Genomic DNA, 19204 nt, shown 5'->3' on the forward strand with positions numbered 1-19204 from the left:
ATGACCAAACCTATCATCCACATGGAAAACATCGAAAAGCATTTCGGCAATATCATCGCACTGGCCGGCGTAAGCTTTGACGTGGTACCCGGCGAATGCCACTGCCTTCTGGGCGACAACGGCGCAGGCAAGTCGACCTTCATCAAGACGATGTCGGGCGTGCACAAGCCCACCAAGGGCTCAATCACGCTGGATGGCAAGCCGATGAACTTCGACAGCCCGCGAGATGCCATGGAAGCTGGGATTGCCACGGTGTTTCAGGATCTTGCCATGATCCCGCTGATGTCGGTCACACGCAACTTCTTCATGGGGCGCGAACCGACGACCGGACGCGGACTGTTCAAGCGAATGGACATCAAGACCGCCAACGAGATCTGCGTAGAATCGATGCGCGATATGGGCATCAACCTGCGCGGCCCCGATCAGGCTGTCGGCACCCTTTCGGGTGGTGAACGTCAAACCGTCGCCATCGCCCGCGCTGTGCATTTCGGTGCCAAAGTGCTGATCCTTGACGAGCCGACTTCGGCGCTTGGAGTGCGGCAGACCTCGAACGTGCTGGCGACGATCGACCGGGTGCGCAAGCAGGGCGTCGGGGTGGTGTTCATCACCCACAACGTGCGCCACTCGATGGCAGTGGGGGATCGTTTCACGGTGCTGAACCGGGGCAAGACCCTTGGCACAGCGGCGCGTGGAGAGATTACGGCAGAAGAGTTGCAGGATCTGATGGCCGGTGGTCAGGAACTGGCGTCTCTGGAAGGCTCGCTCGGGGGGACCATCTGATGGCCAAGTCGCTTGATCTGATTACAATCGGCCGCTCTTCCGTCGACCTCTACGGTGCGCAGATCGGCGGCCGACTTGAGGATATGGGTTGCTTTCAGAAATACATTGGCGGTTCGCCCACCAATATCGCCGCCGGAACTGCTCGCCTGGGTCTTAAATCGGCTCTTATCACCCGCGTTGGGGACGAGCATATGGGCCGCTTTATCCGTGAGGAACTGGTGCGCGAAGGAGTCGATCCCGGCGGGATCGTCACTGACCCCGAACGCCTGACCGCGCTGGTCCTGCTGGGTATCCGTGATCAGGAACAGTTTCCGTTGATATTCTACCGCGAAAATTGTGCCGACATGGCACTATGCGAAGACGATATCGTCGAGGATTTCATCGCCGGCGCGCGGTCCATCGTGGTGACTGGCACCCATCTGAGCAACCCGCGAACCGAAGCCGCCGTCCTGAAGGCGCTGGATCTGGCGCGCAAACATGGCGCGCGCACGGCGTTGGACATCGATTACCGGCCCAACCTGTGGGGTCTTTCGGGACACGGTGACGGCGAAAACCGTTTCATCGCTTCCGAAGCGGTCACGGACAAGTTGCAAGCCACCCTGCACCATTTCGACCTCATCGTCGGCACCGAGGAAGAATTTCATATCGCAGGCGGCACCACCGACACCATCGCGGCCCTGCGCGCAGTGCGGGCCATTTCGGAAGCCACATTGGTCTGCAAACGCGGCGCTGCCGGGGCCGTGGCCTTCGAAAATGAGATCCCCGACAGTCTGGACGACGGCATCGCCGGTCAAGGTTTCCCGATCGAGGTATTCAACGTGCTCGGTGCGGGCGACGGGTTCATGTCTGGTCTTCTCAAGGGCTGGCTGGACGATGAAGATTGGCCGACCGCCCTGAAATACGCCAACGCCTGCGGGGCCTTCGCCGTGTCACGCCACGGCTGCACACCAGCCTATCCGTCCTGGACCGAACTTCAGTTCTTTCTGGACCGTGGGGTAAAGGACAAGGCCTTGCGAAAGGACGGCGAATTGGAGCAGATCCACTGGGCGACCAACCGCAAGGGTGACTGGTCGACGATGCGGGTCTTTGCCTTCGACCACCGGATGCAGCTTGAGGGTCTGGAGGGCGCAACGCCCGCCAAGATCGGAGCGTTCAAGGAACTGTGCCTTGAGGCCTGCAATCAGGTGGCAGACGGCCGCCCCGGTTATGGCCTGCTGTGTGACAGCCGATTGGGGCGCGATGCGCTTTATAAGGCGGCGGGGCAAGGACTGTGGATCGGCCGCCCGGTCGAGTGGCCTGGCTCGCGCCCGCTGACGCTTGAGCCCGAAATCGGGCCCGATTTCGGCGGACTGTCGGAATGGCCGCTCGATCACGTGGTCAAATGCCTGTGCTTCTATCACCCCGATGATACGTCCGAGATGAAGGCAGACCAGGAAGCCGTTGTGATACGTTTGTTCCACGCGGCGCGGCGCAACCGGCTGGAATTCCTGCTTGAAGTGATCCCGTCCAAAGTCAAGGCGATTGATGATGACACCACCGCGACGATCATCCAGCGGTTCTACGATCTTGGTGTCTATCCCGACTGGTGGAAGCTGGAACCGATGACGACCGATGCCGCCTGGGCCAACGCTTGCGATGCCATCACCAGAAATGACCCCCACACTCGGGGCATCGTCGTTCTGGGGCTGGCGGCCGATGAGGAAACGTTGGCGGCCAGCTTCAAAGTCGCGGCGCGCCATCCGCTGGCCAAAGGCTTTGCCGTCGGGCGCACGATCTTTGGCGCAGCGGCAGAGCGGTACATGGCGGGTACCACGCCGGACGCCGAGATTGTGCGCGACATGGCCGACAAATACACGCGGCTGTGCAGGCTTTGGGACGACGCTCGCGCAGATGTAAAAAGGAACGCCGCATGACCAGAACCATCAGGCTGACCGCCGCGCAGGCGCTGGTCAAATATCTCTGCGTGCAGATGAACGAGGATGGTGTGCCCTTCCTCGGCGGTGTCTGGGCAATCTTCGGTCACGGCAACGTGGCTGGTATTGGCGAGGCGCTTTACGCCGAGAGGGACGCGATCCAGACCTATCGCGGACACAACGAGCAGACGATGTGTCACGCTGCCATCGCCTATTCCAAACAACAGGGGCGCCGCCGTGCCATGGCGGTGACCTCTTCGATCGGGCCGGGTGCCACGAACATGGTGACAGCCGCTGCGCTGGCACATGTGAACCGTTTGCCGCTTCTCCTTCTTCCGGGAGATGTGTTTGCAAACCGTGGCCCCGACCCGGTCCTCCAGCAGATCGAGGATTTCGGCGATGGCACCGTCAGCGCGAATGACTGCTTCAAGCCCGTCGTGCGCTATTTCGACCGGATTACCCGGCCAGAACAGATCCTGACAGCGCTGCCGCGTGCCTTTGCGACCATGACAGACCCGGCCGACTGCGGCCCGGTGTGCCTTTCGTTCTGTCAGGATGTGCAGGCAGAGGCTTACGATTATCCAGCAGCCTTCTTCGAGCCGCGCATCTGGCACCAGCGCCGGATCGGTGCGGACGAGGGCGAACTTGGGCGGGTGACCGCGGCGATCCGGGCGGCAAAGGCTCCTGTGATCGTTGCAGGAGGCGGCGTGCATTACGCAGCGGCCACAGACGCTCTGCGAACCTTTGCCGAGACACACGGGATCCCGGTTGTTGAAAGCCAGGCAGGCAAGTCGGCGCTGGCCTGGGATCATCCGCTGAACTTTGGCCCGGTCGGCGTCACCGGATCGTCAAGCGCCAATGCGATCTGCGAGGAGGCGGATCTGGTTCTCGGTGTCGGCACCCGGTTTCAGGATTTCACGACCGGTTCGTGGAACTTGTTCCGGAACCCTGCGCGCAAACTGGTGAGCCTGAACGTCGCGGCCTATGACGCCATGAAGCACGGAGCGATGCCTCTGCAGTGCGATGCCTTGCGTGGGCTGAAAGAGTTGTCCCAGGCACTGGGCGACTTCACCGCGACGGCCCCGGACGGCACGTTCAAGACTGCCTGGTTCGCGGCGGTCGATCCACTGACTGATGCGCCCACGGACGGCAATGCGCTGCCGACTGATCAGCAGGTCATCGGCGCGGTCCAGCGCGGCTCTGGTCCTGATACGGTGGTGATGTGCGCTGCCGGAACCATGCCAGGCGAGTTGCACAAGCTATGGAAAGCGCCGCGCGCCGGCAGCTATCATATGGAATACGGGTTCAGCTGCATGGGCTACGAGGTCGCCGGCGCCATGGGCATCAAGATGGCCCAGCCGGACCGCGATGTCGTCTGCATGGTTGGCGACGGCAGCTATATGATGGCGAATTCCGAATTGGCCACTGCTGCCATGCTGGGCATCAACTTCACCATCGTGCTGACCGACAACCGGGGCTACGGTTGCATCAACCGGTTGCAAATGGGCACCGGTGGGGCCGAGTTCAACAACATGCTCGCGCATTCGCACCATGTCACCGCGTCGTCCATCGACTTTGCCGCCCATGCGGCGTCGCTGGGGGCCCAAAGCGTGCATGTGCAAAGCATCGCCGAACTTGAAGAGGCGCTGGTCACCGCGAAGAGCGCCAATGGCCCCTTTGTCGTGGTGATCGATACGGATCCCTATCCCAGCACGCCGGATGGCGGATACTGGTGGGACGTGGCCGTGCCTGAAGTCTCCGAGCGCGACGAGGTGCGACAGAAACGCAAAGCCTATGAGGCGCAGCTTCGCGCCCGCGTGATGGGCTGAGGCCCGTCACATTCCCATATACACCCCTATCACAGGACATGTTCCATGATCCGCTTCGGAACCAACCCCATCGCCTGGTCCAATGACGACGACCAGACCCTCGGCGCCCATATAACTCTGGAGCAGTGCCTGTCAGAGGCAGGCAAGATCGGCTTTGACGGCATCGAGAACGGCCACAAGATGCCGTGGAAAGCAGATGATCTGAAAGCCGTGCTTGCGCCCCACGGGCTGCAATTCATCTCGGCGTGGTATTCGCTCAACCTGCTGGCCCGGTCGGTCGACGAGGAGATCGCGATGATCCAGCCGCATCTCGACAGGCTCAAGTCGATGGGCTGTACCGTCTGCATCGCCTGCGAAACCTCGAACGCCATCCACGGCAACGACTCTGCCCCGCTACACGACAGCCCCTCGCTGTCGCCCGAGCAGTGGGAGGAGTTCGGCACCAAGGTCGAGGCGGTCGCGGCCCATTGCGCGGCAGAGGGACTGCTAATGGTCTACCACCACCACATGGGCACCGTGGTCGAAACACCGGCCGAGATCGACCGCTTCATGGAGGTGACGGGCCCGGACACGAAGCTGCTGTTCGACGCGGGCCATTTCTACTTCGGCTCCAATGGTGCTGATCCTGCGCCCTACCTACGCAAATACATCGACCGCGTCGGACATTTCCACGCCAAGAATATCCGTCGCCCGATCAAGGCCGAGGTCCGTTCGCAGCATCTGAGCTTTCTCGAAGGAGTGCGGCGCGGTGTCTTTACCGTGCCTGGCGATCCGGAGGGGGCTGTGGACTTTGCCGATTGCCTCAAGGTGCTGGCCGAGAATGGCTATAATGGCTGGATTGTGATCGAGGCAGAGCAGGATCCGGACGTGCGTAGCCCATTTGAGTATCAGTCACTTGGCCTGAAGACTCTGAAAGCACTCGCCAAGGATGCCGGCCTGATAGGCTGACATTTTGACCGCCAAAGCAAGGAACGAACCCATGCCAGACCTACTCAGACACCCCAACGGCACCAGTGGCAAGGTCCACGACATCACCGTCGACAGCGCCCGGGGGCCGAAAAGTCCGGATTGGGGGTATGTCGGATTCGGCCTTTACCGTCTCGCTTCTGGTGAGACGGCGGCAGAGGCGACGGGTGACCGAGAGGTTATTCTGGTGCTGGTTGAAGGCAGGGCTGAACTGTCAGCCGGAGGTCGAGACTTCGGCGAAATGGGCGACCGGATGAGCGTGTTTGAGAAGACGCCACCGCATTGCCTCTATATTCCGAACGGCAGCGACTGGCGGGCGGTCGCCACCACCGATTGCACGCTGGCCGTCTGTACGGCACCGGGGCATTCGGGCCACGAAGCGAAAAAACTTGGCCCGGATGGCATCACCCTGACCGAACGCGGAAAAGGCACGAACACGCGCTACATCAACAACATCGCGATGGAAGACCGCGATGTGGCCGACAGCCTTCTGGTCACCGAAGTCTTTACGCCTTCAGGGCATTGGTCGTCCTATCCGCCCCACCGGCATGACGAGGACGACTTCCCCAACATGACCTACCTGGAAGAGACCTATTACCACCGGCTGAACCCTGATCAGGGCTATGGCCATCAGCGGGTCTGGACAGAAGACGGTGCGTTGGACGAAACCATGTCGGTCTCAAGTCACGATGTGACTCTGGTCCCCAAGGGGCACCATCCCTGCGGCGCGCCCTACGGCTACGAAATGTACTATCTCAACGTCATGGCCGGCCCGCGGAGAAACTGGCGCTTCAGGAACCACCCGGACCATGACTGGATCGCGAGGCGCGACGTATAGCGGTTGTCAGAAAGTTCAGTGGTGTTGTTTACGAAGTGATTTACAAAATTCAGGGCGTGGCAATGGTCGTGAACGAGAGGTCTGGCGTCAGGGCTTCGCAGGAACATACAGAGCAATTGATGTAGGCATATGCCGACAGCACCGCGCTTTCGCATGCTTGCAAGGACGCTGCTCATTTTCAGATATGTGTGCGGGGCAGCGATGGGCTCCAGCCTCCGGTAATGCGCTCTTCGCAGTCAAGGCATTTTGCTGAAGCTGATTGATCCGCCAGAGTGATGCCTTGGGTTCTGCTCCTGCCAGTCATGTCTCTTTGCGCAGCCTTTGGCGTGGGTTCTTGGGGTAAGCTTTGGTCCGTGGACAACACGATCTCTGAAAAAAAGGCTGGTTCGCGGCAATTCTGTTGTGCCCATGGCATCGGCGCGTTTGCCCGATGTCAGCGACGCTCCTGGGCACGATATCACCGGCACTTCGTCCCTGCAGAACCGGAGAGCCAGCGCTCCGGCAGGCAATGGTTTGCGGGTCGGGTCGTCGGCTCAGCCTCTATTTGGAATGTTGCACACAATGGCAGCTAAGCGAAAGCTGCAGCACGGCATCGAAGAGGGGCGGGGAAGTCCGCAAAGGGCCGTTCTTGTTGGTCAATTCGAGATCGCTTGGTTGGATCGCGGCGATACGACTAACGGCAGCTACGAGCCCTTCTGTTAACAGACTTGCGACATTGCACAGAGCGGGAAAGCGACCATCTGGAAATTTGGTTTCCCAACCTACCAACCAAATTAGCAGTGGCCCGTTCTTCTGAAGATTTTTGATATGCAGGGGTTTTTATCGGAATAAGTCCTTGAAGGTCATTAGTATCAAAACGGATAGTGTAAAGGATAGCGATGGAGAGGACGGCAAAATGAATGCATTGCGCACATTAAGTGTCTTAGTCACGATGTTGATTGGTGGGTGCAGTACTCCTTCGGACCTTACCGGCACTATACTTGCCGCAGACACCACAGGTATTTCTATCCAGGGGGCCTATGTAGCTCCCTGGCACGACCCCCAAAAACGACCCAATCCTACGATTGGCATGCGAGTACAGGCTGAAACCCATTGTGCAGGTGCTCGCCACACTTCCTCCAAGGCCGCTGATGAACAAGGCCTATTCTTTGTCTACCGGTTTGATTGTCCCCCAAGCTAAGCATTTAATACGGCAGCGTTAGTCCGCAGTGCAAAGCTTGGCGTGTTAGCCAGCAAACGTCCGGAGTGAGCCCGAAGTCACCGTTGCTACATATCGCATCAATGGCCGCTTTCTAATGCTGGCACGCGGCTCGGATCGCGTCCACCATTGCCATCACGATTTCTTTCGACGTGTTGTCCGATGTCAGAATGGCGCGGTATGAGGTCGGTAGCGGAGGCAATCCGTCTGTTTCGGTCAGTATCTGTAAGCCGTCACCAAGGCAGGATTTTGGGAGCAAACCAATCGCGATACCTGCGCGAAGGGCCGCCTGAAGGCTTGTGAAGCTGCCGCTTTGGAACGCGACCCTGTGCTTTTGCCCTTGCGCGTCGAGAAGTTGCTTTGGCAAATCCCGCCAATAACACGGGCGGTCAAGCACGGCCAAGGGTAGGGTGTCTGTTTTGGACCAATCCATGCCTTCGCGAGCGGCCCAGACGATTTCATCTGCGTCAAGGGCGATCCCCTCCAGATTATTCAGGCCGGAACAAACGGCAACGTCGAGCGCGCCGTTTTGGATCAAGGCAGAGTATCCAGATGTGCAACCTGATCGGGCGAGTACCTGTACGCCCGGATGCGCCTTTGAGAATTGAGCAAGGATGCGTTCCAGGACAACGTCATCGAAGTCATCGGGCAAACCCACCCGGATTGAACCCGTGAGCGGCTCACGGAACAGTTGTGCTGTTTCGCGTATCTCAGAGATAATCATATTAGCGCGCGACAGCAGCGTTTCTCCGGCAGGTGTCAGCACCATGCCTTTCGCGGTACGCGTAAAAAGCGCCACGCCCAAGCCATCTTCAAGCTTGCGAAGTTGGACGCTGATTGCTGATTGCGTTCGTCCCAGTTTTCCAGCGGCAACGGTGAGGTTGCCGCATTCCGCGATGCGCACGAATGTGAGTAGTAAATCGCTGTCGACGGGCATGCGTTCGTTTTCATTCATGGGCTTCATCGTATTAATTCGTTTTTTCTAAAGCAACGGCATCCTTACGGTCCGGCCAAAATTTGGAGAAACGACAATGGATGCTACACAAGCCGTTATTCTGGTTGGCATTGGCCTATTTGGCGGGGTGTGGAACGCCATTGCCGGAGGCGCAACGCTGTTCACCTTTCCTGCACTTATGGCCGCAGGGCTCCCGCCTATCGTGGCGAACGCTACGAATTACCTCGCTCTTTTGCCATCAAACGCAGCGGCCCTTCCCGCCTATCGGGAGGAACTGCGCGGACTTGGCAAAACCCTGCTGCCGCTAATGGTCGTGTCAGGTGTTGGCGCAATCATCGGGTCGATGCTGCTCTTGGTCTCCGATCCCGATTTTTTTGTGTTGCTTCTTCCTTTTCTGATTCTTCTGGCGACCTGTCTCTTTGCCTTCGGCAACACACTCCGGACTTGGTTGCTCAACACGATGGGCGAAAGCCGAGGGAACAAGGCCATCTATGCTGGCCTGCTCCTATCGTCGATCTACGGCGGATACTTCGGCGCAGGCCTTGGTTTCATCCTGCTTGCCATTGCTCAACTCATGGGATTTTCAAACTTTCATACCGCCAATAGTATCAAAAATCTGCTGGCAACGAGCTTCACGATCTTGAGCATTCTCGTTTTTGGGATTGGCGGTCTGATCGCATGGCCACAAGCGATCGCAATGATGGTTGGTAGCACTATCGGAGGTTATGCAGGCGGTCGTTTGGCCAAGCGCGTGAGTACGCGCTACCTTCGAGGTACCGTGATTACATTCGGTGCGGTTCTCTCCATCGTATATTTCGTCCGTGCCTTTAGTTGATGTGAAGCGGTGAACCGATTGCAGACATTCGCGCAGGTGCAGCGAAAGCGCACTTCGGCCGCGCAGCTGACTTCCACCAATCGAGAATACTGCACGATGCATGAATGGCCGGCCTTGGGAAGCCGCAGTGCGGCATCGGAGCCTGGCCTGAGTGTCCGGTAAGGGCCGAATTGGTTAGTCAATTGAATGAGCATTCAGTTCAATCAGGTAACGTCACGACAATCGGCCCGCGATCAGTCGCAACGACCGTGTGCTCATATTGAACGACAGGCGCGACAGGTTCGCTATACAGTGTCCATTCATCATCGCGTTCCACTGCCCAAAGGCCGCCTGTGGACAGGAACGGTTCGACCGTGAGCACCAGCCCTTTGTTCATGCGACGTTTTTCGCGCCGCGTAGGCCAAGTTGCGATTTCAGACGGGTATTCGTGTAACGATCGTCCGACACCATGACTGGCCAGATTCTGGATAAGTGTATAGCCGTGATCCGACGCAAATCTGCCTACTGCTTTACCAATGCCTGCAAGCGGCCTGTTGCTGCCAACTTGCCTGATTCCAATCTCCATCGCGCGTTTCCCGTCCTTGCAAAGGCGATCCAGCGATGGTTTGACCGTGCCGACACGGAAGGTCGCGCCGGTGTCGGCAAAGAAGCCATTCTTTGACGCCGAGACATCGATGTTTACCAAGTCCCCGGCAAGGATAACACGCCCGCTTGGGATGCCATGTGCGATCTCCTCATTCACACTGATGCAGGTCGCACCCGGAAAATCATAAACCTGTTCAGGCGCGGGCACGGCCCCCTCAAGATCCAAAAGCGCACGGCCGATGTCGTCAAGCTCTCGCGTCTTCATGCCCGGTTCCATCGCTCTGGCCATCCCGTGCATAGTGTTTGCGACGATCCGGCCAATTTCTTTAAGGCCATTGAGCTCATCTTCGTGGGTGATTGTCATAGGGTGTCCTCAGGCTGTTCATTTTGGTTGGCACCGTAACGGTTCGTGACCGACTTGTCCCACGCGTTCCGAAGACCGCTTTGAAAGTCGTGCTATAGTATGCGAATGTCCGGATTGGCATCGCCGCAATGCAGCATCGAGACAGCAAGGGCTGCTTTGGGCCGTTAGTGTAGCGTGGCACAAGGGGCGGATTCCTGAAATTCGCTGCAGGTGCGAGAGACTCCAGCCAAGCTAAGTTGGAGTTAATCGACCGCGAGCGACGCATGGTCGAGCGGCGGATTAAACCTGTCAAGTTCCCAGCCGTCAAAAGCCTGGACAGCTTCGACTTCAAGGCAATCCCGTCCCTGAACAAAATGATGGTGCTGGACTTGGCGCGCTGCTACTGGATCGAGCGGCGCGAGAACGTCATCGCACTTGGCCCATCTGGCACCGGAAAAACCCATGTCGCCCTCGGTCTTGGATTGGCCGCCTGCCAAAAAGGCATGCCCGACAGCTTCGTCACTGCCGCGTCTCTCGTACATAAACTGATGGAGGCCAGAGATGAGAAGCGCTTGCTGCGATTGCAACGCCAACTCGCAAAGGTCAAACTGCTGATAATCGACGAACTGGGGTTTGTCCCACTCAGCAAAACTGGTATTGTTCGAACTGACTCGCAGCGGTACGAACGCGGTTCCACCCTAATTACAAGTAACCTACCGTTCGAGGAATGGACCGAAACCTTCGGATCAGAACGACTGACTGGCGCGCTACTCGATAGGCTGACGCACTAGGTAAATATCCTTGAGGTGAACGGCGAAAGCTATCGGCTCATTCAGAGCAAGTTCCGTCACGCCAAAACCTAAACATCTGAGATTGGCCTAACGGCCAATGCGCCTTGGAACGTGCTTGGTACTTGAAGAAATCACACCCCAAGGCGAGCCAACAATTAGCCGACTTTTGCTCCGCCCCAGTGGCAGGACATTACGCTGCTGTTGACACAAAGTGACCCTTCGCGGCGCGCGCAAAGGGCAGGAATTCATTCCGGTCGGCCGTGTGACGCTGCTTGCTTCATTGCTGATGCGTGTGTCGCCCAAGCTTTACCAGCGGTCCATGTGACGCAATCTAAAGACCGAAAAGCTGGATAATCCGCTACGCGCATCACTCCAGTTCGACGGCAGAATGCAGCGTCGGGCATTCGACGGTTAGACCCTTTTTCTCCAACTCGGCTTTCATGTCAGACATGCCTCTGTCAAAGTCTCCGTGAACAAGGAAAACAGTTTTAGGCCGCCCTGTGTGAGACACCCAATACAAAAGCTCTCTCTGGTCGGCGTGGGCAGAAAACCCGTTGATCGTGTGAATATCGGCTTTGACCTGAATGTCTTCACCAGAAATCTTGATGTGTTTTGCCCCGTCAACGATCTGGCGCGCTAGCGTTCCTTCGGCAGCAAAGCCAACAAAAACAATGCTGCAATCGGGACGCCAGATGTTGTGCTTCAAATGTTGGCGCACACGTCCGCCTGTACACATGCCCGACCCGGCCATGATAACCGCACCGCCCCTGATGCGGTTGATCGCCTTGGATTCTTCGACCTGACGGGTAAACCGCAAGCCCCGCGGATGAAAAGGGTTCTTGCCCGACAACATGGCATCGCGGACCTCGGGGCTGAAACCGTTCGCGTGACGTTTGAAAATCTCTGTTGCAGAAATCGCCATTGGACTGTCGAGAAAGATGGCCACTGATCCGGGAAGGTCTTTGCTGTCAATCGCGTTTTTCAGATGAAACAGAAGCTCTTGTGTGCGTTCCATCGCAAAGGTGGGGATCACGACATTGCCGCCTCGGGCGATGGTATTTACAATCACTTCATTAAGCTCGGCGTTCGAGGCTTCACGATCCTTGTGCATCCGTCCGCCATAGGTCGTTTCCATGACAACATAGTCACATTCCGGCGGCGGGGTCGAATTCGACAAGATCGCATGGCCCGGGCTGCCCAGATCGCCCGAAAATACAATGCGTCGGGTGGCTTCGTTTTCTGTCGCTTCGACAACCACAGAAGCAGATCCCAAGATATGGCCTGCGTTGATAAAACGGATTTTAACAGCATCGTTCAATGCAACATCTTCGTCGTAGCTGACATTGCGCCCAAAGAAATCCAGCGCGAACAGCACATCGATCTGGTCATAAAGCGGGCGGATATCGTCCTTGCCGCCGCGCCGTTTGTGACGCGAGGCGCGCGCGGCGTCTTCTTCCTGAATATGGGCTGAATCCATCATGATCAGCTTTGAAAGTTCGCGCGTCGCGGCTGTTGTGATGATCGTTCCGGCGAATCCGCGCTTGACCAACAACGGAATGCGGCCGCAGTGATCAAGATGCGCATGGGTCAAAAGCAGGAAATCTATTTCCGAGGGCTCAAAGCCGAAATCGCCTGCGTTCTCTTCGTCCGCATGGCGTGCCCCTTGGAACATGCCGCAATCAATGAGGATCCGCAATCCACCCGCCTGAAGCAGGTGACACGAGCCGGTAACACCTTGGGCAGCACCGTGGAATGAAAGTTTCATAAAGTTGGTTCCTCAATCGAAAGTGACGCTTATCTATAAATGCTACCACCACGTGGCTTTCCCGATTTGACGCCTGTCAATTGCCGGATTTTCCTGACAACGCAGCCGGCGCAACAAGGTTATAGATATCGGGATAGGTAATGATCTGCCCCGACGCGTCGGGGAACTTTGTGAAATACCCCAAGGTGACGGGAATAGGTGGGGCAGGGGCATCAAATGTGCGGCGGCCATTTGCAAGTTCATGAACTCGGACGATGTCCATATCCAGCACAAAAGCCACCAGATCGTCCCAGCGTTGCACGCGAACGCAGCCATGCGACAGGGCGCGGTTCTCGTTTGCGAACAATTCGCGTCGGTTGGTATCGTGCAAATAGACCAACATTCCCGACCCTAACCGGACGGCGGCCAGCCCTAGGGGGTTGTTAATTCCCGGCGGTACTACCCTGTCGCGGTATTCGCCGCTGGCAATCATCGAGGGGGTAGGCCGCCATGTCGGGCGAAACCTTACCGTTGTTACATATGTCTGCAGGCGCGGGGTCCGGTGCCACGGTGCGCCGACAATGACGCGGCTGCGCAATACGGGTTTTCCATCTTCCAAGGCAATCAGTTCGAAAGCGGGGATGTTTACCAGTATCGCCTTGCCCGACTGTGGCACCTGATAGGCAATTCCTGCACGATCCAGACGTGCCTGAAAATCCCAGGGCCAGGCGCTTGCCGCATCACCAAGCAACATGACCAACAGGATAAACAAGAGCCTCACACTTTTGGGGATAAGGGCCATCAGCATTAATTTCGGTCCTTTCCTAAAGCCCGTAATGCCGGGCACAGGCGCTTTCTTGGCCGCGAACAATGCGGCGGCCATCAAGGGGCCCGCCATGTTGTGTCACGACGGTCGACTGCCCGTCAGGCTGCCCTTCCTTTTCATAGTAGATCACCACCCAGTCGTGGGTTCTGCCGTATTTATTTGCCGCCGCCGAGTTTGAATAAAGCGCGGTAAACTCCCAAGGTCCGCGTTCGGTATGCAAAATGGGGATGCGGCGTTCTCCGGTCTCGTTAAAACGACGTGGTTTGACCGTAGGCAGGCTGTCAGCACCGTCACGATACAACTGATCGACAGCCAGAATATCGGCGACGGGCGGTCCGGGCATTGCCTTTTGCAAAGGGGATGGCCTGCGCCGCGCCAGCATATCGTTCAACGAATGGCTGATGCTTTCGATGCGACGTTTGCCGATCCCTTTGACCTGTGCAAGCCGGCCGTCAATCGCAGCTTCCTCAAGCGCCTCGAGGGTTTCGATATGCAGGGTTTCATGGATTTCTTGTGCCAGAGACGGGCCAATCATCGGAACAGTCTGAAACAGTTTTTCAGGGTCAGCCGACCCGCGCAGGCGGTCCAGAATGCCCAAGGCGTCGGTTTCCAGAAGTTCAGCGATAGCAGCCGCTATGGACACGCCGATTGTCGGCAAGGCTTCCAGCCCGCGCTTGCCGCTGTTGCGATAGACAAGGCGGATCGGTTCGGACAGGCCCGCAACATAGTTGGCAGCGTCCCGATAGGCCGCAACGCGAAATTGCGTTGCACCTTGCTGTTCAAGATGATCTGCGACCTCGCTCAGCTTTTCCGCGATAAACAGGTTCTCATCCAACCGGACCTTAGGGTTTTTCAGCTCTGGCATGGGCGCGTCCTTATCTGAATGGTTTGTCAACATGTTCCCGACACTTTAGGTGCGTCAGGCCGCCCTGATTTGATCCTTGTCAAAGCATGCCAACCGAAAGCTTCAAAGGATGGCTATGAAGGGGCCTGCAAGCATGGCGATACAGGTGATCAAACCGACAATAGGAACAACAACGGGTGCGATGAATATTCCGTCCGGTGCAGGGTCGCCGCGCCACTTGATCCGCAGCAGCGACAGGTTGATCAGGATGAACACCACAAGCACCAGCTGGGAGGTGCGTTCTGCCAGAATGCCGATCGGGAAAAACAAGGCGAACATCAGGGTGGATGCGGTCACAAGCACCGTTGCAATCAAAGGCGTGCGAGTGCGGGTATTCAACAGTGCCAGACCCTTGGGCAATCGGCCAACTTTTGCCATTCCGTAAATGATACGAGAGCTGAGAATGGTCTGAATGACGATGCCGTTAAACGCGGCGGCAATAGCGATAAGGGTGATGGCAAAAGGCGACACCCCTGTGAGCCTTTCAAACAAGAGGCTGATCGGCGCTGTGGAAGTGCTGAGCTCTTCAAGAGGGAGGAGCAAGACAGCAACTGCGGCAACCGAAAAGTAGAGCAGGGTCGAAATCATGAGGGTGATGAAGATGCCCAGTGGCATATTGCGGGCAGGGTTCTCGGTTTCTTCAATGATGTTTACCATCCCGTCGAAGCCGATGAAGGCAAAGAATGCGACGAGGCTGGTCAGCGCGATTGCACCCAGTGCCGCGGTATCTGACGGATCGGGAAACACAGAAGGTAATGCGAGGATAATGGTTGGTTGGTGCCAGATGCCGGCGGTTACGACAATAACCAGCCCCAAGACTTCAACCAAGGTCAGAACTGCGGCAAATCTGACCGATTCAAGAATCCCCCATGCGGCAACCACCCCTGAAATGGCAACCGACAGCACGATGATCATCCACAGCGGCAGCGGTAAGAGCGTCGCGATATATCCTGCGCAGCCAACGGTAATGGCCGCCGCCGAAACCGTTCCCGCAAGAAGCAACAAGGCACCTGTCAGAATGGTCAGTGATGGCGTTTTGAACGCAGCTTCGACATAGGCGGCTTCTCCGGCGCTTTGGGGAAAACGCCCTGAGAGTTCGCTGAAACTGCCTGCGCTAAAGAGCATGACCACTGCGGCCACCAGAAATGATGCGGGCGCATAGATCCCTGCCTGCGCTGCCGTCGCGCCGACAAGGACATAGATACCAGCACCGATCGTGACACCCAGTCCGTAAAATATCAAAAGCGGTAGCGTAATCGCGCGCCGAAGCACCGCTGGCGGAGTGTTCTGCAAAGGCGCGCCTTTAGCCTGCATTTTTGGGGTCTCCATTTGCGGGTTGGGGCGGAATCTGCGTGCTATGTTCTAGCAACGACGGTGGCTGCGACGCGTCAAACACAATGACGGGGCATCGGGCGGCTTCAAGAATGCGCAACAGATCATCCTGCCCCTGAATGGGGCCGCGCCCGAAATCCACCAACACGGCTTGTGCATTTGTTCGCGCAAGGGCGGCAAGCGCGTCCTCAAGCGACTTGAACTGGAAGGATTTCGAGGTTTGCCCCCCAAGAGTTTCGTTGATCGAAAATATAACAGGTTCGGTGGCCAGCAGGTGGGAAAAACGGCTGGAGGCGTCTTCTTGATCGCCAGCGGGGCCGGACAGTTGAAGATGAATAAATTTGCCCGGTACCCTGTGAATTTGCCGGTAGCCCAGAACCAGTACATCCCAATCTACAGCGGCGCGTAGCGCTGTTCTGACAAGTTCACCTTTGTCTTGCATGAAAACCCACTGGGTACCGTATGGGCCGGACACATGCGCCAGAAGTTTCCGAAAGGCCCGCGCATCGGCTTTCCAGAGCATACGAAGTTGCGACTGGCTGGGCGCTGATGTTGTTTTGCCGCTCGATAGAATGACGCGGCGGTCAGGGATTTCAGAGGTTGCAAGCAAAGCCGCCTCTTCGACCAAAATCCCCCCAAGCCCCGAACAAAAACCGCTTGGCAATTGCTCGATTATTCGGAAACCCGCTGCGGCATCAGCAAAAGAACCAGCACCGACAAGAATGCGCAGGCCGGGGGGATGGCTGCTGTTCATTGCTTAGGGCCTTTGTCAGGGCCCTCGCTGATCGGTGTACCGAATTTACGAAGGGTTTGGGCATAATCGCGCAGCTGGGCTTCGACTTTGCCGTTGATGCTGTTTGCCGGAAACTGTCCGCCGCGGATGCGACGCCCCGCAGACAGCCCTGTCAGCACCTCAATGCCCTGGTTTATCGTTTTAACCGGAATAACGCGGAAATCCCCCGCTTTGACGGCCTCGACGACATCCCGGCGCAACATAAGATGGTCAACGTTTGACGCGGGAATAAGAACGCCCTGATCGCCCGTAAGCCCTTGCGCCATGCAGGTATCAAAGAATCCTTCGATCTTTTTGTTCACACCCCCGATGGCCTGAACTTCGCCGTTCTGGTTCACAGAGCCGGTGACCGCGATGCCTTGGCGAATTGGCGTGCGGGACAATGCCGATAGCAGGGCATAAAGCTCGGCCGAAGATGCGCTGTCCCCATCAATGCCGCCATAGCTTTGTTCGAACACCAAACTTGCGTGTAATGACATCGGGACATCCAATGCGTAATGCGAGGCAAGATAGCTGCCCAGAATAAGCACGCCCTTTGAATGGATCGGCCCGCCCAGTTCGACCTCGCGTTCGATATCGACCAGTTCGCCAGCCCCCATGCGCACGCGGGCTGTAATCCGCGATGGACGTCCGAAATAATCATTGCCGACACCCGCAACAGCCAACCCGTTTATCTGGCCTATCGTCTCGCCTTTTGTGTCAATCATGATGGTTTTGCGCGCAACAGCCTCTTGCATAAGTTCCTTGATGCGGGACCCGCGCCGGATGGACTCCTGGATGGCCTGTTCGATGTCATGCTCGGAAATCTGGTCACGTTTATGGCCTGCGGCGTAATAATCCGCCTCGCGCATGACGTCGGTCAGCTTGGCCAGTTCAAGGGTGAGTTTTGTATTGTCGCCTGCAAGACGAACCGCTTGGTCAAGCAAGGCGGCGACGGCAGCGGCGGTTAGAGGTTTCAGGTTTTCCTTGGTGGCATAACCCGCCACGATCCGCGCCAGCGCACGGGTGTTTTTGATGGTGCGTGGCAGCTCATCTTCGAAATCGGCCTGCAATTTGAATAGTTTGCCAAATTCGGGGTCCAGTTTCTGCAACAACATATGAAGCCGCCTGTCACCTACCAGAATAATCCGGATATCCAGTGGAATGGGGTCGGGCTCTAGCGTCACTGTCGAGGACAGGCTCATGCGTTCTGCAAGCGATGTTATGGATATGGACTGGCTTTGCAGACACCGCTTGAACGTATCCCATGCATAGGGTTCGGACAGGATCCGGGTGGCATCCAAAACTAGATATCCGCCGTTTGCACGGTGCAGCGCACCAGGTTTGATCAGCGTAAAGTTGGTCGAAAGTGTGCCCATTTCCGAAATATGTTCGATACGTCCGGTCAGATGTCCAAGCGAAGGCATATCTTCTGTCACAATCGGCGCGGTGGGCGGGCCCGCGTCGTGTGAGACCATGATATTGACGGCATATCTGTCAAAATGCGGGTCCTGATGGTATTTGCGTATCACATCGGGAAACGGACCATCATTGCCGTCAGTCGCAGACATCAAAAACAGCTCTGCGTTGGAAATCATATCGACGCGCACGGTCTTCAGATAGGCAAGAACGTTTTCGGCCTCGGAAAACTGTGCTTCGACTTCGCCAATTCTCATTGAAACGGCCTGCTCAGCCATCGTGGCATGCAGGTCTTCGATTTTCTCCCGATGTTCCTTTTCCAGCTGCGGACCCTGCTTGAGAATTTCTGTCAACTGCTCTTGCAGGTCATCGATTTTGGCGTCGACCTCGTGGCGCTGGTCTGGCGGCAATGCCTCGTAGACCTCTGGTTTGATCGGTTTGCCATCCACCAAGGCTGACAACATGAAACCCATCGGGGTTCTGAGCAATGCAACGTGTTGCGCATGTGCACGTTCGGAAAATTCAGCAATGGGTTCTTCGTGCTTTTGGCCAAGCTCTTCTTCGATCGCGCGGCGTTGGGTTTGGTATTCTTCGGATTCAAACAATGCAGGAATGTCGTTGGCCAAATCATCGACAAGACGTTGCATCGCCAGTTTCAAAGTTGCCGATGTTCCGGGGGTCAGCTTCATCGCGTGGGGTTTGTGCGGCGCGCCAAAGTTGTTGACATATACCCAGTCGCTAGGGAGCGGGCGCGCGGCTGCCGCTTTGGATAGTAATTGTGAAACTGCCGTGTGCCGCCCTGTGCCTTCGAGGCCCAGAACGTATAGATTGAAATCTTTGTGGTCTATGCCCGCCGACAGCTTGATGGCGTCGATCGCACGTTTTTGGCCAACAAGCCCACGCGCGGGTTTCAACGACGCAGTGGTAGTAAACCCAAGCGTTTTCGGGTCGCACTCCACGCGCAATCGGTCGTAGGGCAAGCCACTTGGGATGGCCGATTTTTTAGGTGTTTTCGCCGCCACGTCAAATACCCCTAAGCCGATGCGCGGCAAAAAGGGGCAGCGCAGAGGGCGGTTTGTGAAACCGCGCGCCCAAGGCTAAAGGAAGCAGTAAGAGCAGGATCATGGGAGGGAAATGTATCATGTCGGTGCTCCTGTCGCTCTTGCCCCTTTGT

The 19204-nt window shown here is 57.1% G+C and carries 14 protein-coding genes and 1 pseudogene; 7 read left to right on the top strand and 8 right to left on the bottom strand.

What is annotated here, in order from left to right; all coding sequences use genetic code 11:
- From AADJ11_RS05380 to iolB, 5 genes are read left to right on the top strand one after another with little or no spacing between them, the layout of a single operon-like run.
- Entirely contained in the window at positions 1–780 is a 780-nt protein-coding gene (locus tag AADJ11_RS05380) for an ATP-binding cassette domain-containing protein (RefSeq protein ID WP_341233502.1), read from the top strand.
- Positions 780–2693 (top strand): 5-dehydro-2-deoxygluconokinase, encoded by a 1914-nt coding sequence (gene iolC / locus AADJ11_RS05385; RefSeq protein WP_341233503.1) that lies wholly within the window; start codon positions 780–782, stop codon positions 2691–2693. Before AADJ11_RS05380 ends, iolC begins: the two co-directional genes overlap by 1 nt.
- Complete coding sequence (gene iolD / locus AADJ11_RS05390) at positions 2690–4522, top strand: 3D-(3,5/4)-trihydroxycyclohexane-1,2-dione acylhydrolase (decyclizing) (RefSeq protein ID WP_341233504.1); 1833 nt, start codon at positions 2690–2692, stop codon at positions 4520–4522. Before iolC ends, iolD begins: the two co-directional genes overlap by 4 nt.
- A gap of 45 nt (positions 4523–4567) precedes the next feature.
- Positions 4568–5470 (top strand): myo-inosose-2 dehydratase, encoded by a 903-nt coding sequence (iolE, locus tag AADJ11_RS05395; protein WP_341233505.1) that lies wholly within the window; start codon positions 4568–4570, stop codon positions 5468–5470.
- Between the two features lie 31 nt (positions 5471–5501).
- Positions 5502–6326, top strand: a complete 825-nt coding sequence (iolB, locus tag AADJ11_RS05400; RefSeq protein ID WP_341233506.1) for a 5-deoxy-glucuronate isomerase — start codon at positions 5502–5504, stop codon at positions 6324–6326.
- 1292 nt (positions 6327–7618) lie between these two features.
- Here the strand turns inward: iolB and AADJ11_RS05405 are convergent.
- On the bottom strand, positions 7619–8488 hold the full coding sequence (locus AADJ11_RS05405) for a LysR family transcriptional regulator (RefSeq protein ID WP_341233507.1): 870 nt from the start codon (positions 8486–8488) through the stop codon (positions 7619–7621).
- Positions 8489–8555: 67 nt separating this feature from the next.
- On the opposite strand from AADJ11_RS05405, the gene AADJ11_RS05410 reads away from it, so the two are divergent.
- Positions 8556–9314, top strand: a complete 759-nt coding sequence (locus AADJ11_RS05410; protein WP_341233508.1) for a sulfite exporter TauE/SafE family protein — start codon at positions 8556–8558, stop codon at positions 9312–9314.
- Positions 9315–9513: 199 nt separating this feature from the next.
- Here the strand turns inward: AADJ11_RS05410 and map are convergent, their stop codons facing one another.
- Complete coding sequence (gene map / locus AADJ11_RS05415) at positions 9514–10263, bottom strand: type I methionyl aminopeptidase (protein ID WP_341233509.1); 750 nt, start codon at positions 10261–10263, stop codon at positions 9514–9516.
- 233 nt (positions 10264–10496) lie between these two features.
- On the opposite strand from map, the pseudogene istB reads away from it, so the two are divergent.
- A pseudogene (gene istB, locus AADJ11_RS05420) lies at positions 10497–11105 on the top strand (IS21-like element helper ATPase IstB); the annotation flags it as partial.
- Positions 11106–11400: 295 nt separating this feature from the next.
- Here istB and AADJ11_RS05425 read toward each other — a convergent pair.
- The 6 genes from AADJ11_RS05425 to AADJ11_RS05450 all read right to left on the bottom strand — a co-directional run bounded on the left by AADJ11_RS05425 (position 11401) and on the right by AADJ11_RS05450 (position 19052).
- Complete coding sequence (locus AADJ11_RS05425) at positions 11401–12798, bottom strand: MBL fold metallo-hydrolase (protein ID WP_341233510.1); 1398 nt, start codon at positions 12796–12798, stop codon at positions 11401–11403.
- 76 nt (positions 12799–12874) lie between these two features.
- Complete coding sequence (locus AADJ11_RS05430) at positions 12875–13585, bottom strand: L,D-transpeptidase family protein (protein ID WP_341233511.1); 711 nt, start codon at positions 13583–13585, stop codon at positions 12875–12877.
- A 16-nt stretch (positions 13586–13601) separates the two neighbouring features.
- The gene (locus AADJ11_RS05435; RefSeq protein WP_341233512.1) at positions 13602–14468 is read right to left on the bottom strand and encodes a helix-hairpin-helix domain-containing protein; all 867 of its coding nucleotides are present in this window, start codon (positions 14466–14468) and stop codon (positions 13602–13604) included.
- A gap of 102 nt (positions 14469–14570) precedes the next feature.
- Positions 14571–15821 carry an amino acid permease gene (locus AADJ11_RS05440; RefSeq protein WP_341233513.1) on the bottom strand — a complete coding sequence of 417 codons (1251 nt, stop codon included), beginning with the start codon at positions 15819–15821 and terminating at the stop codon, positions 14571–14573.
- Complete coding sequence (locus AADJ11_RS05445; protein WP_341233514.1) at positions 15811–16593, bottom strand: hypothetical protein; 783 nt, start codon at positions 16591–16593, stop codon at positions 15811–15813. Before AADJ11_RS05445 ends, AADJ11_RS05440 begins: the two co-directional genes overlap by 11 nt.
- Positions 16590–19052: an ATP-binding protein gene (locus AADJ11_RS05450; RefSeq protein ID WP_341233515.1), complete on the bottom strand. Its 2463-nt coding sequence runs from the start codon at positions 19050–19052 to the stop codon at positions 16590–16592. The genes AADJ11_RS05445 and AADJ11_RS05450 overlap by 4 nt, the downstream gene beginning before the upstream one ends.
- Between the last annotated feature and the right edge of the window lie 152 nt (positions 19053–19204).

The sequence above is a fragment of the uncultured Sulfitobacter sp. genome (assembly GCF_964021855.1).
GTDB lineage: Bacteria > Pseudomonadota > Alphaproteobacteria > Rhodobacterales > Rhodobacteraceae > Sulfitobacter.

Coding starts and splice junctions, on each gene's coding strand:
- AADJ11_RS05440 (WP_341233513.1), bottom strand. CDS start 15,821: ATGCAGGCTAAAGGCGCGCCTTTGCAGAACACTCCGCCAGCGGTGCTT.
- iolE (WP_341233505.1), top strand. CDS start 4,568: ATGATCCGCTTCGGAACCAACCCCATCGCCTGGTCCAATGACGACGAC.
- map (WP_341233509.1), bottom strand. CDS start 10,263: ATGACAATCACCCACGAAGATGAGCTCAATGGCCTTAAAGAAATTGGC.
- AADJ11_RS05445 (WP_341233514.1), bottom strand. CDS start 16,593: ATGAACAGCAGCCATCCCCCCGGCCTGCGCATTCTTGTCGGTGCTGGT.
- iolB (WP_341233506.1), top strand. CDS start 5,502: ATGCCAGACCTACTCAGACACCCCAACGGCACCAGTGGCAAGGTCCAC.
- AADJ11_RS05435 (WP_341233512.1), bottom strand. CDS start 14,468: ATGCCAGAGCTGAAAAACCCTAAGGTCCGGTTGGATGAGAACCTGTTT.
- iolD (WP_341233504.1), top strand. CDS start 2,690: ATGACCAGAACCATCAGGCTGACCGCCGCGCAGGCGCTGGTCAAATAT.
- AADJ11_RS05405 (WP_341233507.1), bottom strand. CDS start 8,488: ATGAAGCCCATGAATGAAAACGAACGCATGCCCGTCGACAGCGATTTA.
- AADJ11_RS05380 (WP_341233502.1), top strand. CDS start 1: ATGACCAAACCTATCATCCACATGGAAAACATCGAAAAGCATTTCGGC.
- iolC (WP_341233503.1), top strand. CDS start 780: ATGGCCAAGTCGCTTGATCTGATTACAATCGGCCGCTCTTCCGTCGAC.
- AADJ11_RS05410 (WP_341233508.1), top strand. CDS start 8,556: ATGGATGCTACACAAGCCGTTATTCTGGTTGGCATTGGCCTATTTGGC.
- AADJ11_RS05425 (WP_341233510.1), bottom strand. CDS start 12,798: ATGAAACTTTCATTCCACGGTGCTGCCCAAGGTGTTACCGGCTCGTGT.
- AADJ11_RS05430 (WP_341233511.1), bottom strand. CDS start 13,585: ATGCTGATGGCCCTTATCCCCAAAAGTGTGAGGCTCTTGTTTATCCTG.